Raw genomic sequence first — 23,239 nt, 5'->3', positions numbered from 1 at the left:
AAGATGCGGCACTGGCCGCCATTTCCGAAGCGGTCGCCATCTGGGAGGACTTCGCCTCGGAGGCGCCCGACATCTTTCTCGACCCTCTTGTCGACACCCTGAGGGAACAGTCCACTGCATGCCGGGAGTTGTCGGTCTCCGATCCCGCCACCTATCGGCCCCGTTTGGCGGAGAGCCTGTACGACCTCGGGAACCTGCTGGTCGAGTTGGGGCGGGGGGAAGAGGCCTTGGCTGCGATCAAGATGAGCCTCCACACCTACCGGCAGCTGGGCCTCACTCGTCCCCGATTCCAAGACCTGATCGATGAGCTTCTTGAGGTTCTGTCCGGGCTGCAAGGCGGCGAAGACGACACAGCGGGCTGATGGCCGTCGAATGCCGTCCGCGACTCTGTCGAACTGCGGCTTGCCTATGGGATGGTCCAGGCCGCCGAGTTGGCCTACAAGGACGAGGTCGTCATCGAGCGGAAGGCCCGAGAGTGGGGTTCGACCGGGTGCGCCACCATCACACCCGGGTTCACGCCGCCCTTTCCGCTCCAGGACACCCAGGCGTACACCATCGCCGGCGACCGCTTGATCATCACCGGCTTCCGGGGCACGGAACCGGCCCAGATCCGCGCCTTGCTCTCCGGCGCCACCACCCTGCCCTGGCCGGGCCCCGCCAAGACTGGCTACATCCACTACGGCTTCGGGGAAGCCCTGGACTCCGTCTTCCTCTCCGTCCGCGAACCCCTCGCCGAGCTCCGCGGCCACGACCAGAACGTGTGGTTCACGGGGCACAGCCTCGGTGGCGCCCTGGCGATGCTCGCCGGATGCCGGCTCTACTTGGGAAAGCCCCGCCTGCAGGAGGACGGCGGGCTCGCTATCGGGCCGGGCCACCATGCCGCACATGAGCGGCGTGCGGCCGTCGGATGTGACTCCCGGCTGGCTGCTGGCTCAACGTCCAAGCAGCAAGCCGGGACACTGATCGTTGGGCAGGACGAACCAGGTACTGGCGGGGGTCCCGGGTCCAGGTGCCACATCCTGCCGTCAAGCGCAGCCGTGCCTCTACGCCCCGGTCGAAAGTTCGGGCCCGAGGTGTGTCCCGAAGTCGCCGCTCGGTCCCCGTGTGTTGCCGCCCAGGTTCAGTGCGGAGAAGTCGCGACATCGAAGCTTTGGAAGGCGTTGCCCTTTCGCGTACCGAGCCGGTCATCACCGCGATGAGTACCGGCAGATCAAGCCCGAGTGATCACCTCTCCTTCGCGCATCCCACGACGGGCATCACGTCACAGCGTTTGCTGAAGGAACAGAAGGCCGGGCGATGCCCGTTGCAATGAGGCAGCCGAACGATCGTCCCCACCTCATGCCAGATGTGCTCTGCAGGCGGCGCAGGTCGCTCCAGGATCCGGCTGAGCGCTCCGGAACTCCATGGAGTACCACCACGCGAGGAACGACCTTCGTCGTCCAGGACCTGGCAGATGGCTCTCAACGTCATGCCTGCGGCTCGCAGCTCAAGAGCGCGGAGCAGCGTTCGCTGTTCTCCGCTCTCCGGAGCCAGCCGACCTCCCACCGCAGCCCAGCCGAAGGGCGGCGCCCCATAGGCATAGCCACCCTCCTCGTGCTTCTTCTGACGGGCTTGTCGCATCCTCTGGAGCTGCTCGCCGGAAAGTGCCGGTGGCGCCTCGAAGGCTGCAAGTGCCTCCAGCTGCCGCCCTCTGATGCGGTCGATGGTCTTGCCGGTATCAGCAGCAATGACGGTGGGCATGCCCCAGGTTGGGATGTGGCCGTCAATGCTGTATCTGAAGCCGCGCGACAGCCACGTGACCCAAAGAGGTGGCGGTTCGGCATGGTCCGCGAGCGCGTCGGTGTAGAGGACGACAGCCTGGATGGCACCCGTCGTGAAGGCGTTGAAGACTGGCCATTCGGAACTCCTGAGGTCAAGAACGGCCTGGACCACATGTCCCTGTGCCCGCGCCCAACGACGGATGACGTGGGCTTGATCCTCTTCCTCGGCTGGCTTGCCCAGGTGGGCCTCGACCCGAGCGCCCGTGACCGTCAAACCGATGACACGCATGTCGACTCCCCCTCGGTCAGCTTGTGACGGTGCGGAGGGAGGAGGCGGTGTGACTCCTCCCTCCGCCGTTGGTCCCTACCGGTATTGGATCCACCAGAGAGCTCCGGCGAACAGTGCACCACCGGCCGCAGTGAACACCCCTCGGACTAGGCTGTGGGCAGCCGTCCGAGCTACGGAGCGGAAGCGAGAGGGCTTGCGGAACGAGCGTCGTGACGGAACCAGCGGGTTGTGCGTACGGTTGGACATGACGGGCCTCCCAAGGCGACGTCGGTAGCCCCTGCGCATGCTTCTTTGACGGGACGCGGCGCGGGGGCTGCGGTCATCAGCCATGCTGCACTCGGGTGTCGATGCGACTGACCTCTCCCGATAACTGCAGCAGATGATCTTGCCTGCCGAAGAAGACCCCGACGTTCCACCCCCGCCCGAGGGTCGACCCAATCGACGGGATGCTGCCCCAAAGCGTGCGAGCCGCACATGGTTCGGGATCAACGACATCGGGGGGGGGTTGGCGTGGCAGGCAGGGATCCCAGGACGCTGTTCAGTACGAACGGCCGCTCGGTGGCGACGGCCGAGGCGTTCACCAACCGTCAGGCCCAGCGGGAGCTGGTCGGGGCCGCGCTGGCGGAGCACCTGCGGGTCGTCGCGGAGCCTTCGACGTGGAGGACCTGGAGCGCCCCCGGAACAACGTCGTCGACGGTGATCTCGGTGAAGCCCTGGTCGTCCTCATCGCTTCCGACGGCACCGCGCGCGCGATTGCGCCGACGTTCTGGGAGGGAGGTAGCCCGCTGTCGATATGCCACGGACTGGACCGCGACCAAGCTCCGCTGGAGCCTTGGCGCCGCCCAGATCGAGGTCGACGCCTTGCAGACACTCGCCACCGAGCCCGTCACCTGGGACTCCGTGGCCCGCACCGCCACCGTCACCCTCGTCTCCGACATCAGCCAGAGCCTCGACTTCGTCTGTCGCCGTGGCATCGCCTCGCTGTCCACCGCGGCGCCGGTGGCTGCCTCCCCGCTCGGCGACCACGCCCGGAAACTGACGCTCACCGCGGGTACCCGCACCCAGATCACCGTCGGCATGCTCAGCGGTTCCTATCGCGTGGTGAACCGAGCCAGCGGCAAGGTGCTCGACGTGGCGAACGAGTCGACGGGCAACGGCGCTGCGGTCATCCAGTGGCCCTGGACGGGCGGGGCCAACCAGCAGTGGCGGCTGCGGCCGGACTACGACGGAAGCTTCCGTCTGGCAAACGTCCACAGCGGCAAGGTCCTCGACAACCCCGGCACGTCCATGACCTCCGGCCATGCGCTGGACCAGTGGACGGACACCGACAGTCCCAACCAGTGGTGGAAGCTGGTGCCTTCCGGGACCAGCGGCCACTACCACCTGGTCAACGTCGCCAGCGGCCTGTACGCGGGCGTGGAGAACGCCTCGGCGGACGACGGCGCCAGGATCCTCCAGCTGTCTGCCGACGGCTCGGCCGGTCAGGAATGGACGATCGTCAGCCTCTGACCGGGCCGTAGCCGCCGCACGCCTCCCTCCCGCTCCTTCACCGAGGAACAGCCATGCTGAATCGGTATGGAACACCCGCCATGGGCACACCCGTGGGTTTCGCCGTGGTGGCGGCCGCCGTCGGCCCGGTCGCCACCGCGGCCCTCGGGAAGGCTCGTCCCGTCCCGCACGGAGGCCGCGCTGACCGGGTGGGATCGTGGACGAGCCCGTTCGGGACCGGCTCACGGAGACACGGGCTCCCGCAGGTCCGAGGTCGCGATGGCCCGGTCGACCGCCGCGGGGCTGAGGGTGTGCTCGATGACCATGACGGCGGCTCCGATGACGCCGGCGCGGTCGTCGAGTTGTCGTCCTCGGATGGAGAGGTGCTGGGTGGCCAGCGGGAGGGAGCGGCTGTAGACGACCTCGCGCACCCCGGCGAGCAGGTGCTCTCCGGCCTCCGAGATGTCGCCGCCGATGACGATCACCCCCGGGTTGAAGAAGTTCACGAGCGCGGCCAGGACGTCGCCGATGTCCCGGCCCGCCTGACGGATCAACTGGATCGCGGTCGGGTTGCCGGCCCGGACCAGGGCCACCACGTCCCGGCCGTCCGCAGCGTCCAGTCCCGAGTCCCGGAGGCGTGCGGCGAGGGCGCCGCCCCCGGCCACCGCTTCGAGGCAGCCGGTGTTTCCACAGCGGCAGGGTTCGTCCTCGGCTTCCGCCACGCGGATGTGGCCGATGTCGCCGGCCGAGCCCTGGGCACCGCGGTGGAGTCGGTGCTCCGTGATGATGCCGCAACCGATACCGGTGCCGACCTTCACGAAGAGGAGGTGCTCGACCTCGGGGCTGGCTGCCCAGTGTTCGCCGAGGGCCATGATGTTGACGTCATTGTCGACCAGGACGGGGGCGCCGAGGCGGGGTGCGAGCCAGCCGGGCACGTCGAAGCCGTCCCAGCCCGGCATGATCGGTGGATTCACGGGCCGGCCCGACGTGTGCTCGACGGGGCCGGGGAGACCGATACCGACGCCGCACACATCCGCGAGGGTGCGCCCGGCCTCGGCCAGCAGCTCCGTGAACTCGTCGACGAGCCAGCCCAGGACGCGCTCGGGGCCCTCGGTGATGCGCAGGTCGCGGCTGCGTTCGGCGAGCACGTGGGTGGACAGGTCGGTGACGGCGATCCGCGCGTGCGTGGCGCCGAGGTCGGCGGCGAGGACCGTCCGTGCCCCGGAGTTGAAGGAGAAGGCCGTGGCGGGCCTGCCGCCGGAGAAGATCGCGTCCTCCGTCGGCTGGATCCACTGCTGGTCCGCCAGTACGTCGAGCCGTTGGGTCACGGTTGATCTGGCGAGGCCGGTGAGCTGCACCAGCTCGGTGCGGGTGCGTGCGCGGCCGTCGCGCAGGATCGCCAGAAGGGCGCCTGCGCCTGCCGGTTCGGTGGTCAAGTGCTGCCTCCATCTATGTCGGTGCTGCAGCTGGTCGATACCAAAAACTAATCATAACTATCGTCGCACTTATGGTTGACGTTCGGAATAAGTCATCTCTAGGATCCGAAACATGCTCGATATACGACGACAGTCGACGGAAGTCCGGGTAGGTATCGTAGGAACTGGCTTCATTGGCCGGATCCACGCCCGAGCCGCCCGACAGGCCGGCGCCCGCTTGGTGGGCATCGCGGGCGCGGACCTTGCCAATGCCACGGAGGGCGCCGAGGCGCTCGGCGCCGAGAAGGCCTTCGAGACGGTCACGGAACTGATCACGTCCGGCCTGATCGACGTCCTCCACGTCTGCACCCCCAACCATCTGCACGCCCCCATCGCGCTCGAGGCGATGGACGCCGGTCTGGCCGTGATCTGCGAGAAGCCGCTGGCGACCGAGGCCCCGACGGCACAGCGGATGGCCGAAAAGGCCAAGGACGCGGGGGTGGTGGCCGCCGTCCCCTTCGTATACCGCTTCCATCCGATGGTCAGGGAGGCCAGGGAGCGCCTGACCGCACTCGGTCGCGTCAGCCTGATCCAGGGCAGTTACCTCCAGGACTGGCTCCTTGAATCGACCGACGACAACTGGCGGGTGGATCCCCGGCAGGGCGGCCCCGGACGCACGATCGGCGACATCGGCTCCCACTGGTTCGACCTCGTCGAGTTCGTGACCGGGGACCGGATCACCAAGCTCTGCGCCCAGACCTCGGTGGTCGTTCCCGAGCGCGCGGGCGGCGGGCCGGTCCTCACCGAGGACCTCGCCACCGTGCAGTTCGCCACCGCCTCCGGGGCCCTCGGCTCGGTCGCCGTCAGCCAGGTCGCCCCCGGTCGCAAGAACCGCCTCTTCCTGGAGGTGTCCGCCGCCACCGGAAGCCTCGCCTTCGACCAGGAGAACCCCGAGCAGCTGTGGCTCGGCGGCCGGAGCGGCTCCCAGGCGCTCGTACGCGACCCGCTGAGCCTGTCGGAGGCCGCCAGACGGTACTCGCCGCTGCCGGCCGGGCATCCGCAGGGCTTCCACGACTGCTTCAACGCCTTCGTGGCGGACGCCTACGCCGCGATCGGCGGGGACGCCCGCGAAGGGCTGCCGACCTTCGAGGACGGCGCCCGCGCCGCTCAGCTCACGGACGCCGCCCTCCGGTCGGCACAGGAAGGGAGGTGGGTCGAATGTTGACCATGAAAGGCATCGGCAAGAGTTTCCCCGGTGCGCGCGTACTGACGGACGTCGATCTCGACGTGGAGCGCGGCGAGGTGCACGCCCTCATCGGCGAGAACGGCGCCGGAAAGTCGACGCTGATGAAGATCCTCGCCGGCGTGCACACGCCGGACGAGGGAACGATCGCACTCGACGGCCGGACCGTCTCCTTCAAGCACCCGACGGACGCCCAGCGCGCGGGCGTGGCGATCATCTACCAGGAGCTCACCCTCCTCCCCGAGCGGACCGTCGCCGAGAACGTCTTCCTCGGCCGCGAGCCGAAGCGTCTCGGTCTGGTCGACAGGGCGGCGATGGAGACGGCCACCGCCGAACTCCTGGAAGAGCTCGGCGAGAGCAACTTCGGCCCCCGCGATCTGGTGCGCCGTCTCTCCGTGGCCCAGCAGCAGGTGGTCGAGATCGTCAAGGCGCTCTCGGTGGACGCCCGCATCGTCGTCATGGACGAGCCGACGGCCGCCCTGGCCGAGAGCGAGGTCGAACTCCTCTACCGGCTGGTCCGTCGGCTGAGCGAGCGCGGTGTCGCCGTCCTCTACATCTCGCACCGGTTGCGGGAGATCTTCGAACTCGCCGACCGCGTCACCGTCCTCAAGGACGGGGCCAAGGTCACCACGCTGCCGATCCAGGAGCTCACCACCGCCGGACTCGTCCGGCTGATGGTCGGCCGCGAGCTCACCGAGTACTACCCGGCGCGCGCGACGCGTCCCCCCGGGGACGTCCTCCTGTCGGTGCGGGGCGGCGGCAACGCCGCCCTCGACGGGATCGACCTGGAACTGCGTGCGGGGGAGATCGTCGGCCTGGCCGGACTCCAGGGAGCCGGCCGTACCGAACTCGCCAAGGCCCTCTTCGGGGCCGAACCCTTCACCCGCGGCGAGATGACACCCCGTCGCCCCGGCTCCGTCCGGGACGGGATCGCCGCGGGCATCGGACTCGTCACCGAGGACCGCAAGGCCGAGGGGCTCGCCCTGCACCAGTCGGTCCGCGACAACGCGCTCCTCGTGGCCCGGACCCGCCGGGGACGTGCCGGGGCCTCGGTCCTGGACCTCCTCAAGCGGGTACGGCTGGCCCCGCCCAGTCCCGAGAAGGAGGTCCGGTACCTCTCCGGCGGCAATCAGCAGAAGGTCGTCCTCGCCAAGTGGCTGACAGTGGCTCCGAAGGTGCTCCTGTTCGACGAGCCCACCCGTGGCGTCGACGTCGGGGCGAAGGCCGCCATCCACGAGCTCGTACGGGAACTCGCCGAGGACGGCATGGCCGTCCTGATGATCTCCTCCGAGCTCCCCGAACTCATCGGTATGAGTGACCGCGTCGTCGTCCTGAGAGACGGGCGCATCGCCGGTCACCTGCCCGCAGACTCCTCGGAGGAAGCCGTGATGCACCTGGCGGCCGGATCATGACCCAGCAGCTCCAGACCCTTCCTGCGAAGGCGTTCTCCTCGCGGGGCTTCGCCGCGGACAGCCCTGCCAGGCCCGTCTTCGTGGCCCTGGGCGTCATCCTCATCGTGGCATGGGCCCTGTTCTCCTTCGACGGAGGACAGTTCTTCAGCCAGAGCAACATCGTCGGGATCCAGCAGCGGTCCGCCGCTCTCGGCATCGTCGCCATCGGCCAGACGCTCGCGATCCTCGCCGGCTCGCTGGACCTGTCCGTGGCCTTCCTGATGAGCCTGAGCTCACTCGTCGCCGCCGAGACCATGGCCGAGTACGGCGTGCTGCCGGCAGTCGGCGCCGTTCTCGTCGTCAGCGCGCTGACGGGGCTCGTCAACGGGGTTGCCATCACCGCGCTGAAGGTGCACGCTTTCATCGCCACACTCGGCGTGTCGCTCATCATCAAGGGCATCCTCGAGTACCGCTACGACGGACCCGCCGGCCGCGTGCCCGAGTCCTTCCAGCACCTCGGCTACGACCGCGTCGGACCCGTGCCCGTCGCGGCCCTGCTCTGGCTGGCGATCGCGGCGGCGGCATGGTTCCTGCTGCGCCGCACCTCGCTCGGCTACCGCATCTACGCCGTCGGCGGCGGCCCCGAGGTGGCCCGCCTCTCCGGCGTGCGGACCAACCGCGTCATCGTCGCCACACACGTCCTCTGCTCCCTGACCGCGGGCATCGCCGGTCTGCTGCTGGCGGCCAGGCTCGGCGCAGGCGCACCCACCGTCGGCACCGACGGCGGCTACGACCTGGAGTCCATCGCGGCCGTCGTCCTCGGCGGCACCGCCCTCGCCGGCGGCAAGGGCGGCGTCGCCGGCACGGTCGGCGGTGTGCTCCTCCTCGCCGTCCTGGACAGCGTCTTCAACCAGCTGGAGATCGATTCCTTCGCCAAGGACGTGGTGCGGGGTCTCGTCCTCGTCGCCGCCCTGGCGATCTACGCCCGCCGGAGGCGAGCACGATGAAACGAAATCTTCCCATCTTCGGTGTGCTGGCCGTCCTCCTCGTGGCGATCGCGATCGCCAACCCCTTCTTCCTCGAACCCGAAGGCTTCCTGGCCTTCGTCAAGCGGGCCGCCCCGCTGGCCATCCTCGCGGCCGGCCAGTACTTCGTCATCGTGTCCGGCGAGTTCGACCTCTCCGTCGGCTCGCTCGTCACCGCCGAAGTGGTGATCGCCGCCCGGCTGATCGACGGGGACTCCGGCGCCACCTGGCCGGTCATCCTGCTTCTGCTCGCCTTCGGAGCCCTCATCGGGGCCGTCAACGGGCTGGTGACCACCCTGCTGAAGGTGCCGTCCTTCATCGTGACCCTGGGCTCGCTCCTGATCCTGTCCGGAGCCGTCTTCCTGTGGACCGGCGGCTCCCCGCGCGGCGCGCTGTCCGAGGAGTTCCGCCAGTTCGGCCGCGGCACCCTGGGGCCCGTGCCGTGGTCGGTGCTCGTCCTCGCCGCCGCCGTCGCCGGCGTCATCGCGCTCATGCGCTCCGACTTCGGCCGCACCCTGATGGCCGCGGGCGACAACCCGGTCGCCGCCGGACTGTCCGGGGTGCGCGTGCGGCGCGTGAAGACCATGGCCTTCGTCCTGTCCGGACTGTCGGCCGCGGTCTGCGCCATCCTGCTCGGCGGATTCGCCGGCGTGTCCGCCAAGGTCGGTGAGGGCCTGGAGTTCCAGGCGATCACCGCGGTCGTGCTGGGCGGTGTCGTCCTCGGCGGAGGCCGCGGATCCGCCGTGGCCGCCATCGCCGGGGCGTTCACCCTGCAAGCCCTCTTCACCCTGCTCAACCTGTACGGGATCTCCGGCGCCCTCGAATTCACCGTGCAGGGAGTCATCCTCATCGTCGCCGTGGCCCTCGGGTCCGTCCAGTTCCCCCGGCGCGCCAAGTCCGCCTCCACCACCGCATAGAGGAAGCATCATGCCGCACATTCAGAGACGCCTTCTCGCCACCGCAGCAGTGGCCGCCCTCGTCGCGCTGACCGGCTGTTCCAGCGACCTGCCCGGAGACGCACCTTCCGGCACCGCGTCCGCCGGCCAGAGCGCCGACGGGAAGAAGAAGACGGGCGACCAGTCGTCCTTCTTCAACCAGGCCGACTACGAGGCCCAGCTCGCCATGCGGACCAAGCAGCCGACCGGTCCCGCCGACAAGCCGTGGGAGCAGGCCATCGACCCCAAGCCGGTCGACACGGCCAAGTACAAGAAGGCCGGCCCGTACCACCTCTGCTTCTCCAACGCCGCCACCAACAACCCCTGGCGCCAGGTGGGCTGGAAGACCATGCAGGCCGAGGTCGCCGCACACAAGGAGATCTCCGACTTCACCGTCCTGGACGCCGAGGGCAAGGACGACAAGCAGATATCCGACATCGCCGAGCTCACGGCCAAGGGCTGCGACGCGCTCATCGTCTCGCCCAACACCACCGCCACCCTCACCCCGGCCGTCAAGGGCGCCTGCCCGAAGGTCCCGGTCATCGTCTTCGACCGCGGTGTCGGGACGGACTGCCCGGTCACCTTCATCAAGCCGATCGGCGGCTACGCCTTCGGCGCGGACGGCGCGGAGTTCCTCACCCAGAAGGTCAAGCCCGGCGGAAAGATCCTCGCGCTGCGCATCCTGCCCGGCGTCGACGTCCTGGAGACGCGGTGGTCCGCCGCGAAGCAGGAGTTCGACAAGAGCGAACTCGACGTCGTCGGCGTGGAGTTCACCGACGGTGACGCCGCCAAGACCAAGAGCATCGTCACCAACTACATCCAGCGCCACGGCAAGCTCGATGGCCTCTGGCTGGACGCCGGCGCCACCTCCGTCGCCGCCGTCGAGGCGTTCGAGGACGCCGGCCTGCCCGTGCCGCCCCTCAACGGCGAGGACCAGCAGGACTTCCTGCAGAAGTGGAAGGACTCGAAGCTCACGGCGATCGCCCCGACCTACCCCACCTACCAGTGGCGCACCCCGGTCATCGCCGCGCTGAAGATCCTCAAGGGCGAGAGCGTGCCGAAGGTCTGGAACCTGCCGCAGCCGGTCATCACCCAGGACAACCTGGACTCCTACCTCAAGCCCGGTATGCCGCCGCTGCACTACGCGCTCTGCGGCTGCGAGAAGATGACGGGCTACCCGCAGAACTGGGGCGGTAAGTAGATGGCCTCGATCGGCGTCAACACCTGGGTCTGGGACTCGCCGTCGACCGACAGCTCGCTCGCCCGGCTCGTCCCGAGGATCGCCGGATGGGGCTTCGACACGGTCGAGCTCCCGGTCGAGCAGCCGGGCGACTGGTCCCCCGAACGCACGGCCGAACTCCTGCACCAGCACGGACTGGGCGCCTCGGTGGTCCTCGTCATGGCCCCCGGCCGGGAACTGGTGGCGGCATCGCCCGAGACCGTCCGGGACACCCAGGACTACCTGCGGCACTGCGTGGACGTCGCGGTAGCCGTCGGCTCGCCGACGATCAGCGGCCCCGCCTACGCCTCCGTGGGACGCACCTGGAAGCTCGACGCGGACGAGCGGCGCTCCGTCCTCGCCGAGCTGCGGGAGAACCTGCGACCCGTCCTCGCCTACGCGGGGGAGCGCGGCGTACGTGTCGGCGTCGAACCCCTCAACCGGTACGAGACCAGCCTGATCAACACCGTTGAGCAGGCCCTCGATGCCCTCCCTGTCGAGTGCGGCCTCGCACTCGACACCTACCACCTGAACATCGAAGAGAGGAGTCCCGCCCAGGCGATCCGGGACGCGGGATCCCGGATCGCGCTCATCCAGGTGTGCGGCACGGACCGCGGCGCCCCCGGATCCGACCACTTCGACTGGACCGCGTTCGCCGCGGCGGTCAAGGACGCGGACTACACCGGTCCGCTGGTCATCGAGTCCTTCACACCGGACAACACCACCATCGCGACGGCGGCCTCCATCTGGCGCCCGCTCGCGGCGAGTCAGGACGAACTCGCCACGAACGGTCTCGCGTTCCTCCGCACCCTCTGAAGTACCGCACCTTTCCCTCCTCATCACGGAGATTCCAGTGCACATATCCAGAGCGAGCCGCGCGTTGGCGGCTCTCACCGTCAGCGCGCTCACCGCGTTCCTCGTTCCCGGGGCCTTCGCCCAGGCGGCCGAGGAACCCGAGCACAAGGTCCTTCTGTTCACGAAGACGGCGGCCGGCGCCTACCGGCACTCCTCCATGGACGCGGCGATCGCGGCCTTCAACCAGATGGGTGCCGACAACGGCATCCAGGTGGACCAAAGTGAGGACGCGAACGTCTTCAACACCACCACCCTGAACACGTACGACGCCGTGGTCATGCTCCAGTCCTCGGGCATGGTCTGGGACAACGACGCCCAGCGCGCCGCCGCCCAGGCGTACGTGCGCAGCGGTCACGGGATCGTGGCGGTCCACAACGCCACGGACATGAACATCGAGGGCCAGTTCCCCTGGTGGGACGACGTCGTCATGGCCGGCGCTCACATGACGGCGCACTCCAGCATCGTGCAGGGCACGGCCAAGGTGGCGGACAAGGTGCACCCGTCCACCGCCGGGCTGCCGGACCGCTGGGTGCGGTCCGAGGAGTGGTACAACTTCGACAAGAACGCCCGCGGTGACGTGCACGTGCTGGTCACGGCGGACGAGACCACCTATGACGCCGGCGGCTCCAGGATGGGTGCCGACCACCCGATCTCCTGGTGCCGCAACGCCGAGGGCGGCAAGGTGTGGGCCACCGCGATGGGCCACGAGACGGCCGCCTACTCGGAGCCGAATTTCCTGAAGCACCTGCTCGGCGGTCTCAAGTGGGCCGCGGGCGCGGCCCCGGGCGACTGCGGCGGCACGGTCGCCGACCGCTACCAGAAGGTGACCCTGGACGGCGCCCCCGACCAGCCCATGCAGCTCGACGTGGCCGCGGACGGCAAGGTCTTCTACATCTCCCGCTCGGGCAAGGTCAACGTCATCCACACGCATGACGGCGCGTCCGAGACGCACGTGGCGGGTCAGCTCAGCGTCTACGACGGTGGTGAGGACGGCGGCATCGGCCTGGCCCTCGACCCGGACTTCGCCACCAACCGGTGGATCTACATCAACCACTCGCCCACCGGCACCGCCGAGATCAACCGGGTCACCCGGTTCACCGTCAACGCCGACGACACGCTCGACATGGCCAGCGCCAAGACCGTGATCGAGGTCCCGGCCTACCGGGGGTCGGACGAGCCCGGTCACACCGGCGGCAGCCTGGCCTTCGGCCCCGGCGGCAACCTCTACATCGGTGTCGGCGACGACACCAACCCGTTCGAGTCCGACGGCTACGCGCCGATCGACGAGCGGGCGGGCCGCGAGAAGTTCGACGCCCAGCGCTCGTCCGCCAACACCAACGACCTGCGCGGCAAGATCCTGCGCGTGCACCCCGAGGCGGCCGGCGGCTACACGATCCCCGCGGGCAACCTGTTCGCACCGGGCACCGTCAAGACGCGGCCCGAGATCTACGCGATGGGCTTCCGCAACTCCTTCCGCTTCGCGGTCGACCCGGAGACCGGCTGGATCTCCGCCGCCGACTACGGGCCCGACGCGGGGGAGGAGAACGCGAACCGCGGTCCCGAGGGCACCGTCGAGTGGAACCTGATCAAGCAGCCCGGCTTCTACGGCTGGCCCTACTGCGTCGGTAACAACACCCCCTTCAACGACTACAACTTCGCCACCGGGGCCTCCGGCGCCAAGTTCAACTGCGCGGCACCGGTCAACAACTCGCCGAACAACACCGGTCTGCTCAACCTGCCCGCGGCCAAGCCCGCGCAGGTCTGGTACGACTACCACGCCTCCGCCGAGTTCCCCGAGATCGACCTCGCCGGCGGCGCGGCCCCGATGGGCGGCCCGTTCTACCACTACGACGCGGCCAGCACCTCCGAGCGCAAGTTCCCCGCGTACTACGACAAGACTCCCTTCTTCTACGAGTGGAGCCGCAACTTCGTGAAGGAGTTCCGCCTCGACTCCGCGGGCGACCTCCTGAAGATCAACCCCCTCGTCGCCGAGCTCGGCCTGCGCGCGCCGATCGACATGAAGTTCGGCCCTGACGGCGCGATGTACATCGCCGAATGGGGCAACGGCTACGGTCACGCCAACACCGACGACGGCATCTACCGGATCGACTACGTCGCAGGCAACCGCGCTCCGCTGGCCAAGGCGAGCGCCACTCCCGACAGCGGACAGGCTCCGCTGGAGGTCACCTTCTCCTCCACCGGCTCGGCCGACCCGGACGCCGGCGACGTGCTCACCTACACGTGGGACTTCGGTGACGGATCCACCGGCACGGGCCCGAACCCGGCACACACCTACACCGCCAACGGCAACTACACCGCCCGCCTGACGGTCACCGACGCCGCCGGCAAGACGGGCACCACCAACATGCCCATCGTCGTCGGCAACACCCGGCCCAAGGTCACCTTCACCACCCCGGGCAACGGCCGCGTCTTCTCCTACGGCGACACCGTCAACTACCAGATCAGCGTGACCGATCCGGAAGACGGCGCCATCGACTGCTCCAAGGTCGTGGTGACCGCCGCGCTCGGCCACGACACCCACAGCCACGACACCGGCCAGTACACCGGGTGCAGCGGGTCCATCACCACCGGCGCCTCCGGCCACGACGCCACCGCCAACACCTACCTCGTGCTGTCGGCCGACTACACCGACAACGGCGGCCTGAAGGGCACCACGAGCGCGACCCTCCAGCCGCGCCTCAAGCAGGCCGAGTACTTCACCGGCCAGTCCGGCATCCGGATCATCGACCAGAGCGGTGCCCAGAACGGCAAGCGCATCGGTGACATCTCGGACGGCGACTGGATCTCCTTCAAGCCTCTGAACCTGACCGGAGTCGAGTCGGCCACCTTCCGGGTCTCGGCCCCCTCCAGCACCGGCGCCTCGATCGAACTCCGGTCCGGCTCGCCGACCGGCGCGCTCATCGCCACCAGTCCCGTCCCGTCCACCGGCGGCTGGGACAACTACGTCAACCTCACCCCCGTCCCGGTCACCGACACCGCCACCACCCAGACCGTGTACGCGGTCTTCCGGGCACCGTCGGCAGACTCCTTCGACCTGGACGCGATCACCTTCAACGCGCCCGGGACCGGAACGCCCGCCCCGACGAGCGGCAACACCTACACCGTGACCAGCGAGCACAGCGGCAAGCGGATGGACGTGCGGTACGCCTCGACCGCCGACGGAGCGGCCGTCATCCAGTACGGGGACACCGGCGGCAGCAACCAGAAGTGGCGACTGACCGATGCGGGCAGCGGCAACTTCACCCTCACCGCGCAGCACAGCTCCAAGTGCCTGGACCTGCTCTCCAAGAACAACGCCAACGTCCAGCAGTGGACGTGCGTGGCGGGTGCGTCGGACCAGAAGTGGAAGCTCCAGTCGGCCGGGCTCGGCGCCTACCGGATCGTCTCGGTCCTCAGCAACAAGTGCCTGACCATTCCCCAGGCCTCCACCGCTGACGACATCCAGCTGACCCACGCGACCTGCAACACCAACGCGGCCAACCAGAAGTGGAGGTTCGGCCAGGTCTAGCCCCTCTGACACCCGGTGCCCGCCCGCCCCTGACCGCGGGCGGGCACCGGGCCCCACAACATCCCTGCATCCGTTGCATTCCCGTTATTTCTTATTTTTCTCATATTCCTTATATTTCATACTCCTTGAACCCTTTGTCCCCGCACCCGCTCTCGACGTCAGAGGTGGATACGCCATGACACGTCCGATCACCCTCTTCACCGGTCAGTGGGCCGACCTGCCGTTCGACGAGGTCTGCAGACTGGCCGCCCGATGGGGCTACGACGGCCTGGAGATCGCCTGCTGGGGCGACCACTTCGAAGTCGACCGCGCGCTCTCCGATCCCGACTACGTACGCCGGAAACGAGAAGTCCTCGACCGGCACGGACTGTCGGTGTGGGCGATCTCCAACCACCTCGTCGGCCAGGCCGTCTGCGACAACCCGATCGACGAGCGGCACCGCGCCATCCTGCCGGCGCGCCTGTGGTCCGACGACCCGGAGACGGTGCGCCGCAACGCGGCGCGCGAGATGGCGGACACCGCCAGGGCCGCGGCGCTGCTCGGCGCCGACACCGTCGTCGGCTTCACCGGCTCCGCGATCTGGCACACCGTCGCGATGTTCCCGCCCGCCACTCCCGGGATGATCGACGCCGGCTACCGCGACTTCGCCGACCGCTGGAACCCCGTCCTCGACGTCTTCGAGGAGCAGGGCGTCCGCTTCGCGCTGGAGGTCCACCCGAGCGAGATCGCCTACGACTACTGGACCACCCGGCGGACCCTCGACGCCATCGGAAACCGGCCCTCCTTCGGCCTGAACTGGGACCCGTCCCACATGGTCTGGCAGGACATCGACCCCGCGAACTTCATCCTGGAGTTCGCGGACCGGATCTACCACGTCGACTGCAAGGACACTCGCGTGCGGGTCGGCGACGGCCGACGCGGCCGGCTCTCCTCCCACCTGCCCTGGGGCGACCTCCGTCGCGGCTGGGACTTCGTCTCCACCGGCCGTGGTGACGTGCCCTGGGAGGACTGTTTCCGGGCGCTGAACTCCATCGGCTACGAGGGCCCGGTGTCCATCGAGTGGGAGGACGCCGGGATGGACCGCCTGGACGGTGCCGCCGAAGCGGTCGGGTTCATCCGCCGCCTCGCCGAGACGAGACCCCCCGCCGCGTCCTTCGACGCCGCGTTCTCCACCCCCGCCCCGAAGGAAGGGACCGACCATGAATGACAATCCCGCGCGTGAAGCCGGTCGGACCGGCGTCTGGTTCGTCGGCGCCCGAGGCTCGGTGGCGACCACGGCCGTCGTCGGCGCCGCCGCCGTCGGAGCCGCACTCGTCCCGCCCGTCGGCATGGTGTCCGAGCTGGACGACTTCACGGACACCGGGCTGCCCGCCGTCGACGGGCTGGTCTTCGGTGGCCACGACGTGACCGACACCCCGCTGCCCAAGCGCGCCGAGCAGCTGGCCGCCGGCGGAGTGTTCCCGGCCTCGCTCCTCCCCGCCGTCGGGCCGGCGCTCCGGGCGGCCGACCGGGAGATCCGGCCGGGAGCCCGTACGGACTCGGACCGACCCCAGCGGGAGGCGGCCGAGGCCCTCACCGCGGACATCGTCTCGTTCCGCGACCGTCACGGTCTCGACCAGGTCGTGGTCGTCGGCGTCTCCTCCACCGAACCCCCGGTCGTCCCGCACCCCGCCCACGACAGCCTCTCCGCCCTGGAGGAGGCCCTGGACCACGCCCCCGACGTCCTGCCCGCCAGCTCGCTGTACGCGTACGCGGCCCTGCGGGCCGACTGCGGATTCGTGGAGTTCACGCCCTCCCCGAGCATCCGCCTCCCCGCGCTGCGGGAACTCGCCGAGCTGCGAGGACTGCCGTACGCGGGCAGCGACGGGAAGACCGGCGAGACCCTGGTCCGCACCGCGCTGGGGCCGATGTTCGCCCACCGCGGGCTGCGGGTGCGCTCCTGGTCGGGCACGAACCTGCTCGGCGGAGGAGACGGCGCGACCCTCGCCGACCCCGAGGCCGCCCTCAGCAAGAACACCTCCAAGCGCAGCGGACTGACCGCCATGCTCGGTGACCAGGTCGAGGGCCTCACCCACATCGACTACGTGCCGAGCATGGGCGAGCTGAAGACGGCGTGGGACCACATCGCGTTCGACGGGTTCCTCGGCACCGCCATGACCCTCCAGTTCACCTGGCAGGGCGTCGACTCGGCGCTCGCCGCGCCACTCGTCCTCGACCTGGCCCGCTTCCTGGCCCGGGCCCGGGAGCGCGGGGCCGTCGGGCCGCAGGAACAGCTCGCCTTCTTCTTCAAGGACCCCCTCCACGCGGACGGCTCACCGGCCGAGCACCGTCTGGTCACCCAGTTCGAGGCCCTGCGGGCCTGGTACGCCGGAGACGGACGGTGACCGGGGCCGTGGCCGGCGCCCGGGCCGTGCTGGAGCTCGTACGGGCCCCGGCCGCGCTCACCGTCCTGGGGGACACGCTCGCGGGCGCCGCCGCGAGCGGCCGGCCGGTCACGGCGGGGCGGACGGCGCGGCTCGCGCTCGCCTCCACCTGCCTGTACTGGGCGGGCATGGCGCTCAACGACTACGCGGACCGGGAGGTGGACGCCGAGGAACGCCCCGGCCGCCCCGTGCCTTCCGGCCGGATCAGTCCCGGCGCCGCCCTCGCCACCGCCGCCGCGCTCACCGGTGCGGGCCTGGCGTCGGCGGCGGCCGCGGGCCGGGACACCCTGGCGGTCGCCGTGCCGCTCGCGGCCACCGTCTGGGCCTACGACCTGGCCCTGAAGAACACCCCGTACGGGCCCGCCGCGATGGCCGCGGCCCGGGGCCTCGACGTCCTCATGGGCGCGGGAGCCCGGCGGACCCGACATGCCCTCGCTCCGGCGGCCCTCCTCGCCGCCCACACCTACGCGGTCACGATGGTGAGCCGCAAGGAGACCCTCGGCGCGAGCGCCTCACTGCCGGCCGGAGCCCTCGCCGCCACCGGAGCGGTCGGCCTGGTCGCCGCCGCGCTCACCCCGCAGACCGCCGCCCCCTCCCATAGGACCGCCTCGACCGCCCTCCTCGGCGGCTACGCCCTCGCGGCAGGATCCGCTCAACTGGCCGCGATCGTCCGCCCCGACGCCACCCACCTGAAGCGCGCGGTGGGCGCAGGGATCCACGCCATGATCCCGCTCCAGGCGGCACTGACCGCACGCGGCGGCTCCCTCCGCGCCGCGTTCTCCCTCCTGGCCGCCTACCCCGTGGCCAGGAGCCTGTCACGGAAGGTGTCCCCGACATGACCGCACTGCGTTTCGGCTACGGAACCAACGGCCTCGGCGACCACCGTCTCGACGAGGCGCTGGAGGTGATCGCCGGCCTGGGCTACACCGGGGTGGCCCTCACCCTGGACCGCGGCCACCTGGACCCGTACACCCCGGACCTGAGCCGCCGGCTCGCCAGGACCCGCCGCAGGCTCACCGCCCTCGGGCTCGGCGTCGTGGTGGAGACCGGCGGCCGCTATGTGCTCGACCCCTGGCGCAAGCACTCGCCCACCCTCGTCGACCGCGAGCCGGAGGGACGCGCCCGCAGGCTCGGATTCCTGCGGAGGGCCGCGGGGATCGCCGCCGACCTGGAGGCCGAGGCGCTGTCCTTCTGGAGCGGCACCCCCGAGCCCGGGATGAGCCACGACGAGGCGTTCCGGCACCTGGCGGAGGGGTGCGCGGCGGTCGTGGAGACCGCCGGCCTCGTCGGCGTCCGGCTCGGGTTCGAACCGGAGCCGGGGATGCTGGTGGCGGACCTGGACGGCTACGAGCGCCTGCGCGAGACCCTCGGGAACCCGGAGGCCTTCGGCCTGACCCTCGACATCGGACACTGCCAGTGCCTGGAACCCTTCCCGCCGGCCGAGTGCGTACGACGGGCCGCACCCTGGCTGGTCAACGTACAGATCGAGGACATGCGCCGAGGTGTCCACGAGCACCTGGAGTTCGGGCAGGGCGAGATCGACTTCCCCCCGGTCCTGGCCGCGCTCACCGAGATCGGATACCGGGGGCTGGTCTCCGTCGAGCTGCCCCGCCACGGGCACAGCGGTCCGCGGACCGCCGCCCGCTCGCTCGATGCCCTGCGCGCCGCCTCGGCACACCCCTGGACGGCCGACGCGGTCCAGCGCGTGCGCGCCGACCCGCGATCCCTGACCACGCTGTTCCCCGTCGCGGCCCGCCACACGGGCGCAGAGGCCGGGGAGGCCGTGCGCGCCCAGCTGCTCGGGGCCCTGCCCGGTTCCGCGCCGGAGCGGGCGGCGGCCCTGGAAGAGCTGTACCGGCACGGGGACACGGCCGAGCGGCTCGCGGTGCTGCGTGCCCTTCCGCTCCTCGACCAGGAAGGGGCCGTCGGCCCTGCGGCGCTGCCGCTGATCGCGGACGCCCTGCGCACCAACGACGCCCGCCTGGTGACGGCCGCCGTCGGCCCCTACGCGGCCCGGTACCTCGACCAGCCCGCCTGGCGCCAGGCCGTCCTGAAATGCGTCTTCATGAACATCCCGCTGTACGCGGTCGCGGGTCTCGCGCGGCGTACGGACCCCGAACTCGTCCGCATGTTCGCGGCCTTCGCCGCCGAGCGCACCGCCGCCGGCCGGCCGGTCCCCGACGACCTGCTGACCCAGCTCGACCTCCACGACACCGGAGAGCACCATGCGCATCTTTGACCCCCACATCCACATGACCTCGCGCACCACCGACGACTACCGGGCCATGCACGACGCCGGAGTCCGCGCCCTCGTCGAGCCCGCGTTCTGGCTGGGTCAGCCGCGCACCTCTCCCGGCAGCTTCCGCGACTATTTCGACACGCTCCTGGGCTGGGAGCCCTACCGAGCCGCCCAGTACGGCATCCGCCACTTCTGCGCGATCGCGCTCAACCCCAAGGAGGCCAACGACCCCCGGTGCCTGCCGGTCCTCGACGACCTGCCCCGGTACCTGGTGAAGGACAACGTCGTCGCCGTCGGCGAGATCGGCTTCGACTCGATGACCGATGCCGAGGAGCACGCCTTCACCGTGCAGCTGGCCCTCGCCCGCGAACACAACCTGCCCGCCCTCGTGCACACCCCGCACCGCGACAAGGCCGCCGGCACCGCCCGTACGCTGGAGATCGTCCGCGCCGACGGCATCGACCCCACCCTGGTCGCGATCGACCACCTCAACGAGGTCACCGCCCCCGTCGTCGCCGCATCGGGGTGCTGGATGGGCTTCTCCATCTACCCGGACACCAAGATGGACCCGGACCGGATGGTGGCCATCCTGAAGGAGCACGGCACCCGTCGCGTCCTGGTCAACTCGGCCGCCGACTGGGGCCACAGCGACCCGCTGCGCACGCACGCGACCGCGCTCGCCATGCTCGACGCCGGGTTCACCCAGGACGACGTGGACCAGGTGCTGTGGCGCAACCCGGTGGAGTTCTACGGCCAGAGCGGCAAGCTGGTCCTGGGCGACGCCGAACGCCCTTCGGACGAGGCCCTGTTCGCCGGAAACTCGATCCGCAGGGGAGGCAGCTGATGCGCCTGCGCCACCCCGGCGGCGAGCTCGTTCACCTCGGCTACTGCACCAACGTGCATCCGGCCGAGGACCTGGACGGCATCCTCGCCCAGCTCGACACCTACGCCCTGCCCGTCCGCGAACGCCTGGACGAGCCGGTCCTGGGCGTCGGGCTGTGGCTCGCCCACCAGGTGGCCGCCGCCCTGGCCGCCGACGCCGGCCTGACGCTGAGGCTGCGGGCCGAACTCACCGCGCGGGGCCTGGAGGTCGTCACCCTCAACGGCTTCCCCTACGGAGGCTTCCACCGACCCGTCGTCAAGCATGCCGTGTACCGGCCGGACTGGACCTCGCCGGAACGGCGCCGCTACACCGCGAACCTCGCCCACGTGCTCGCCCGGCTCCTGCCCGACGACGTGGCGGAGGGCAGTATCTCCACCCTCCCGTTCGGATGGCGCTCCGACTGGCGGCCGTGCCACACCGACCAGGCGGGCCATCAGATCCGGCTCCTCGGCGACGAACTCGGTGAGATCCACCGGCGGACCGGACGGACCGTCAGGGTCGCGTTCGAGCCGGAACCGGGATGCCTCGTGGAGACGACCGGGGACGCGGTACGGCACCTGTCGGACCTCGATCCGCGCCACTTCGGCCTCTGCCTGGACGTCTGCCACCTCGCCGTGGCCTTCGAGACACCGGAGGAGGCGCTGAGCCGGCTGGCCGGAGCAGGCATCCCCGTGGTCAAGGCGCAGGTCTCCTGCGCCCTGCACGCGGAGGACCCGGCCGACCCCGCCACACGCGCCGCGCTCGCGGCCTTCGCCGAACCCCGGTTCCTCCACCAGACCCGCCGAGCGGGACGGCCCGCCACCGGAACGGACGACCTGCCCGAGGCGCTCACAGGACCGGCGGCACTCGGCGACGGAAACCCCTGGCGCACCCACTTCCACATCCCCGTACACGCCGACCCGGTACCCCCACTGACCTCGACCCGGCACGTCCTGCGCGGTGCGCTGGCCGCGCTGCTGCGCACCGACCACCCCGTCACCCGGCACTTCGAGACCGAGACCTACACCTGGTCGGTACTGCCTGAGCCCCCGCGCGACAGCGCCGGTCTCGCCGACGGGATCGCCGCCGAACTCGACTGGACGCGCCGCGAACTGCTTGCACTCGGCCTGTCCGGTACGGAACCCGAGTCCGAGCGGGACCGCTCGCCCGAACCGAACAGGAGTGCCCGATGAGTGTCGTCGTCCTGGACGTCGTGGGGCTCACCCCGCGCATGCTCGCCCACATGCCCCACCTGCGGTCCGTCGCAGACCCGGGTTTCACCGCTGCGCTGGACACGGTCCTGCCCGCGGTCACCTGCTCGGTCCAGTCCACCTTCCTGACCGGGCGGACGCCCGCCGAACACGGCATCGTCGGAAACGGCTGGTACGACCGCGACATGGGCGAGGTCGCCTTCTGGCGCCAGCACAACGCCCTCGTACAGGGCGAGAAGGTCTGGCAGACCGCCCGACGCACCCGCCCCGACCTGAAGGTCGCCAACATCTGCTGGTGGTACGCCATGGGGGCGGACGTCGACATCACCATCACCCCGCGCCCCGTCTACCACTACGACGGACGCAAGTCCCCCGACTGCTACACGGTCCCGGCCGGGCTGCGAGACAGCCTCACCGCCGAGCTCGGACCGTTCCCGCTGTTCGACTACTGGGGTCCGAAGGCCGGCATCGCCTCCTCCCGGTGGATCACCGACGTCACCCGGCGCGTCCTCGCCGACCACGACCCGGATCTCACCTTCGTGTACCTCCCGCACCTGGACTACGACCTCCAGCGGCACGGCCCGAACTCCCCGCAGGCACGGTCCGCCGCCGGCGACCTCGACACCGTCCTGGCCCCTCTCCTGGACGACCTGTCGGCACGGGGGAGCACGGTCGTGGTGCTGAGCGAGTACGGCATCACCGAGGTACGGCGCCCCGTCGACATCAACCGGGCCCTGCGCCGCGAGGGCCTGCTGAACGTCTACACCCAGCAGGGAATGGAGTACCTCGACCCCTGGACCTCCCGCGCCTTCGCGACCCCCGACCACCAGCTGTCCCACGTGTACGTGGCCGACCCCGAGGACCTGACGCGCGTACGGGAGCTGCTGCTGAAGACCGAGGGAATCGACCAGGTCCTGGACCGCGAGGACCAGGAGAAGGCCGGGCTGCACCACGCGCGGGCCGGCGAACTCGTCGCCGTCGCCTCCTCCGACAGCTGGTTCACCTACTACTACTGGCTGGACGACGAACGGGCCCCGGACTTCGCCCGCGGCGTGGAGATCCACCGCAAGCCGGGCTACGACCCGGCCGAGCTGTTCTTCGACCCGGCCGACCCCCTGGTCATGGCGAAGGCGGCCATGACCGTGGCCAAGTTCAAGCTGGGCGTACGGACCGCCATGTCCGTCGTGCCGACCGACCCGTCCTGCGTCCGGGGGAGCCACGGCCGTCTGCCGGAGGACCCCGACGAGGGCCCCGTCCTGCTGTGCTCCAGCCCCGCGGGCGCCCGGGAGCGCATCCACGCCACCGAGGTCAAGGAGTTCCTGCTCTCCTGCCTGGAGCACGCCACGACGGACTGA

At 70.2% G+C, this 23,239-nt stretch carries 19 protein-coding genes; 17 read left to right on the top strand and 2 right to left on the bottom strand.

Translation table 11 applies throughout. The features are described 5' to 3' along the window. Window positions 1-164 precede the first annotated feature (164 nt). Window positions 165-362 (top strand): hypothetical protein, encoded by a 198-nt coding sequence (locus OG361_RS04330; protein WP_405851930.1) that lies wholly within the window; start codon window positions 165-167, stop codon window positions 360-362. A gap of 51 nt (window positions 363-413) precedes the next feature. Further along, the gene (locus tag OG361_RS04325) at window positions 414-1,199 is read left to right on the top strand and encodes a lipase family protein (RefSeq protein WP_405851929.1); all 786 of its coding nucleotides are present in this window, start codon (window positions 414-416) and stop codon (window positions 1,197-1,199) included. A gap of 25 nt (window positions 1,200-1,224) precedes the next feature. Here the strand turns inward: OG361_RS04325 and OG361_RS04320 are convergent, their stop codons facing one another. Beyond that, window positions 1,225-2,049 carry a recombinase family protein gene (locus OG361_RS04320; RefSeq protein WP_405851928.1) on the bottom strand — a complete coding sequence of 275 codons (825 nt, stop codon included), beginning with the start codon at window positions 2,047-2,049 and terminating at the stop codon, window positions 1,225-1,227. A gap of 510 nt (window positions 2,050-2,559) precedes the next feature. Here OG361_RS04320 and OG361_RS04315 point away from each other — a divergent pair. Beyond that, entirely contained in the window at window positions 2,560-3,558 is a 999-nt protein-coding gene (locus tag OG361_RS04315) for an RICIN domain-containing protein (RefSeq protein ID WP_405851927.1), read from the top strand. A 221-nt stretch (window positions 3,559-3,779) separates the two neighbouring features. Here OG361_RS04315 and OG361_RS04310 read toward each other — a convergent pair whose 3' ends face one another. Next, the gene (locus OG361_RS04310) at window positions 3,780-4,973 is read right to left on the bottom strand and encodes an ROK family protein (RefSeq protein ID WP_405851926.1); all 1,194 of its coding nucleotides are present in this window, start codon (window positions 4,971-4,973) and stop codon (window positions 3,780-3,782) included. Window positions 4,974-5,085: 112 nt separating this feature from the next. Here OG361_RS04310 and OG361_RS04305 point away from each other — a divergent pair, with 112 nt between their 5' ends. The 14 genes from OG361_RS04305 (at window position 5,086) to OG361_RS04240 (ending at window position 23,239) form a co-directional block, all read left to right on the top strand. Then, window positions 5,086-6,177, top strand: coding sequence for a Gfo/Idh/MocA family protein (locus OG361_RS04305; protein WP_405851925.1), 1,092 nt, complete (start codon window positions 5,086-5,088; stop codon window positions 6,175-6,177). Then, window positions 6,171-7,607, top strand: coding sequence for a sugar ABC transporter ATP-binding protein (locus OG361_RS04300; RefSeq protein WP_405851924.1), 1,437 nt, complete (start codon window positions 6,171-6,173; stop codon window positions 7,605-7,607). Before OG361_RS04305 ends, OG361_RS04300 begins: the two co-directional genes overlap by 7 nt. Further along, a complete protein-coding gene (locus OG361_RS04295) occupies window positions 7,604-8,593 on the top strand; it encodes an ABC transporter permease (RefSeq protein WP_405851923.1) in 990 nt (329 codons plus the stop codon). The genes OG361_RS04300 and OG361_RS04295 overlap by 4 nt, the downstream gene beginning before the upstream one ends. Continuing rightward, window positions 8,590-9,528: an ABC transporter permease gene (locus OG361_RS04290; protein ID WP_405851922.1), complete on the top strand. Its 939-nt coding sequence runs from the start codon at window positions 8,590-8,592 to the stop codon at window positions 9,526-9,528. Before OG361_RS04295 ends, OG361_RS04290 begins: the two co-directional genes overlap by 4 nt. 10 nt (window positions 9,529-9,538) lie before the next feature. After that, window positions 9,539-10,747, top strand: coding sequence for a substrate-binding domain-containing protein (locus OG361_RS04285; protein WP_405851921.1), 1,209 nt, complete (start codon window positions 9,539-9,541; stop codon window positions 10,745-10,747). Continuing rightward, window positions 10,748-11,581, top strand: a complete 834-nt coding sequence (locus tag OG361_RS04280) for a sugar phosphate isomerase/epimerase family protein (protein ID WP_405851919.1) — start codon at window positions 10,748-10,750, stop codon at window positions 11,579-11,581. 37 nt (window positions 11,582-11,618) lie between these two features. Further along, window positions 11,619-15,149, top strand: a complete 3,531-nt coding sequence (locus tag OG361_RS04275; RefSeq protein WP_405851918.1) for a ThuA domain-containing protein — start codon at window positions 11,619-11,621, stop codon at window positions 15,147-15,149. 175 nt (window positions 15,150-15,324) lie between these two features. Next, window positions 15,325-16,356, top strand: coding sequence for a sugar phosphate isomerase/epimerase family protein (locus OG361_RS04270; RefSeq protein WP_405851917.1), 1,032 nt, complete (start codon window positions 15,325-15,327; stop codon window positions 16,354-16,356). Beyond that, window positions 16,349-17,533 carry an inositol-3-phosphate synthase gene (locus OG361_RS04265; RefSeq protein WP_405851916.1) on the top strand — a complete coding sequence of 395 codons (1,185 nt, stop codon included), beginning with the start codon at window positions 16,349-16,351 and terminating at the stop codon, window positions 17,531-17,533. Before OG361_RS04270 ends, OG361_RS04265 begins: the two co-directional genes overlap by 8 nt. Then, window positions 17,530-18,411 (top strand): SCO3242 family prenyltransferase, encoded by an 882-nt coding sequence (locus OG361_RS04260; protein ID WP_405851915.1) that lies wholly within the window; start codon window positions 17,530-17,532, stop codon window positions 18,409-18,411. Before OG361_RS04265 ends, OG361_RS04260 begins: the two co-directional genes overlap by 4 nt. Then, window positions 18,408-19,811: an EboA domain-containing protein gene (locus tag OG361_RS04255; RefSeq protein ID WP_405851914.1), complete on the top strand. Its 1,404-nt coding sequence runs from the start codon at window positions 18,408-18,410 to the stop codon at window positions 19,809-19,811. Before OG361_RS04260 ends, OG361_RS04255 begins: the two co-directional genes overlap by 4 nt. Then, window positions 19,798-20,655: a TatD family hydrolase gene (locus tag OG361_RS04250; protein ID WP_405851912.1), complete on the top strand. Its 858-nt coding sequence runs from the start codon at window positions 19,798-19,800 to the stop codon at window positions 20,653-20,655. The genes OG361_RS04255 and OG361_RS04250 overlap by 14 nt, the downstream gene beginning before the upstream one ends. After that, entirely contained in the window at window positions 20,655-21,866 is a 1,212-nt protein-coding gene (eboE, locus tag OG361_RS04245) for a metabolite traffic protein EboE (protein ID WP_405851911.1), read from the top strand. The genes OG361_RS04250 and eboE overlap by 1 nt, the downstream gene beginning before the upstream one ends. Beyond that, window positions 21,863-23,239 (top strand): nucleotide pyrophosphatase/phosphodiesterase family protein, encoded by a 1,377-nt coding sequence (locus OG361_RS04240; RefSeq protein ID WP_405851910.1) that lies wholly within the window; start codon window positions 21,863-21,865, stop codon window positions 23,237-23,239. Before eboE ends, OG361_RS04240 begins: the two co-directional genes overlap by 4 nt.

The organism is Streptomyces sp. NBC_00090, from assembly GCF_045160815.1.
Classification (GTDB): Bacteria; Actinomycetota; Actinomycetes; order Streptomycetales; family Streptomycetaceae; genus Streptomyces.
The sequence above is the reverse complement of the archived record's forward strand: the minus strand, read 5'-3'. Positions and strand labels throughout refer to the sequence as shown.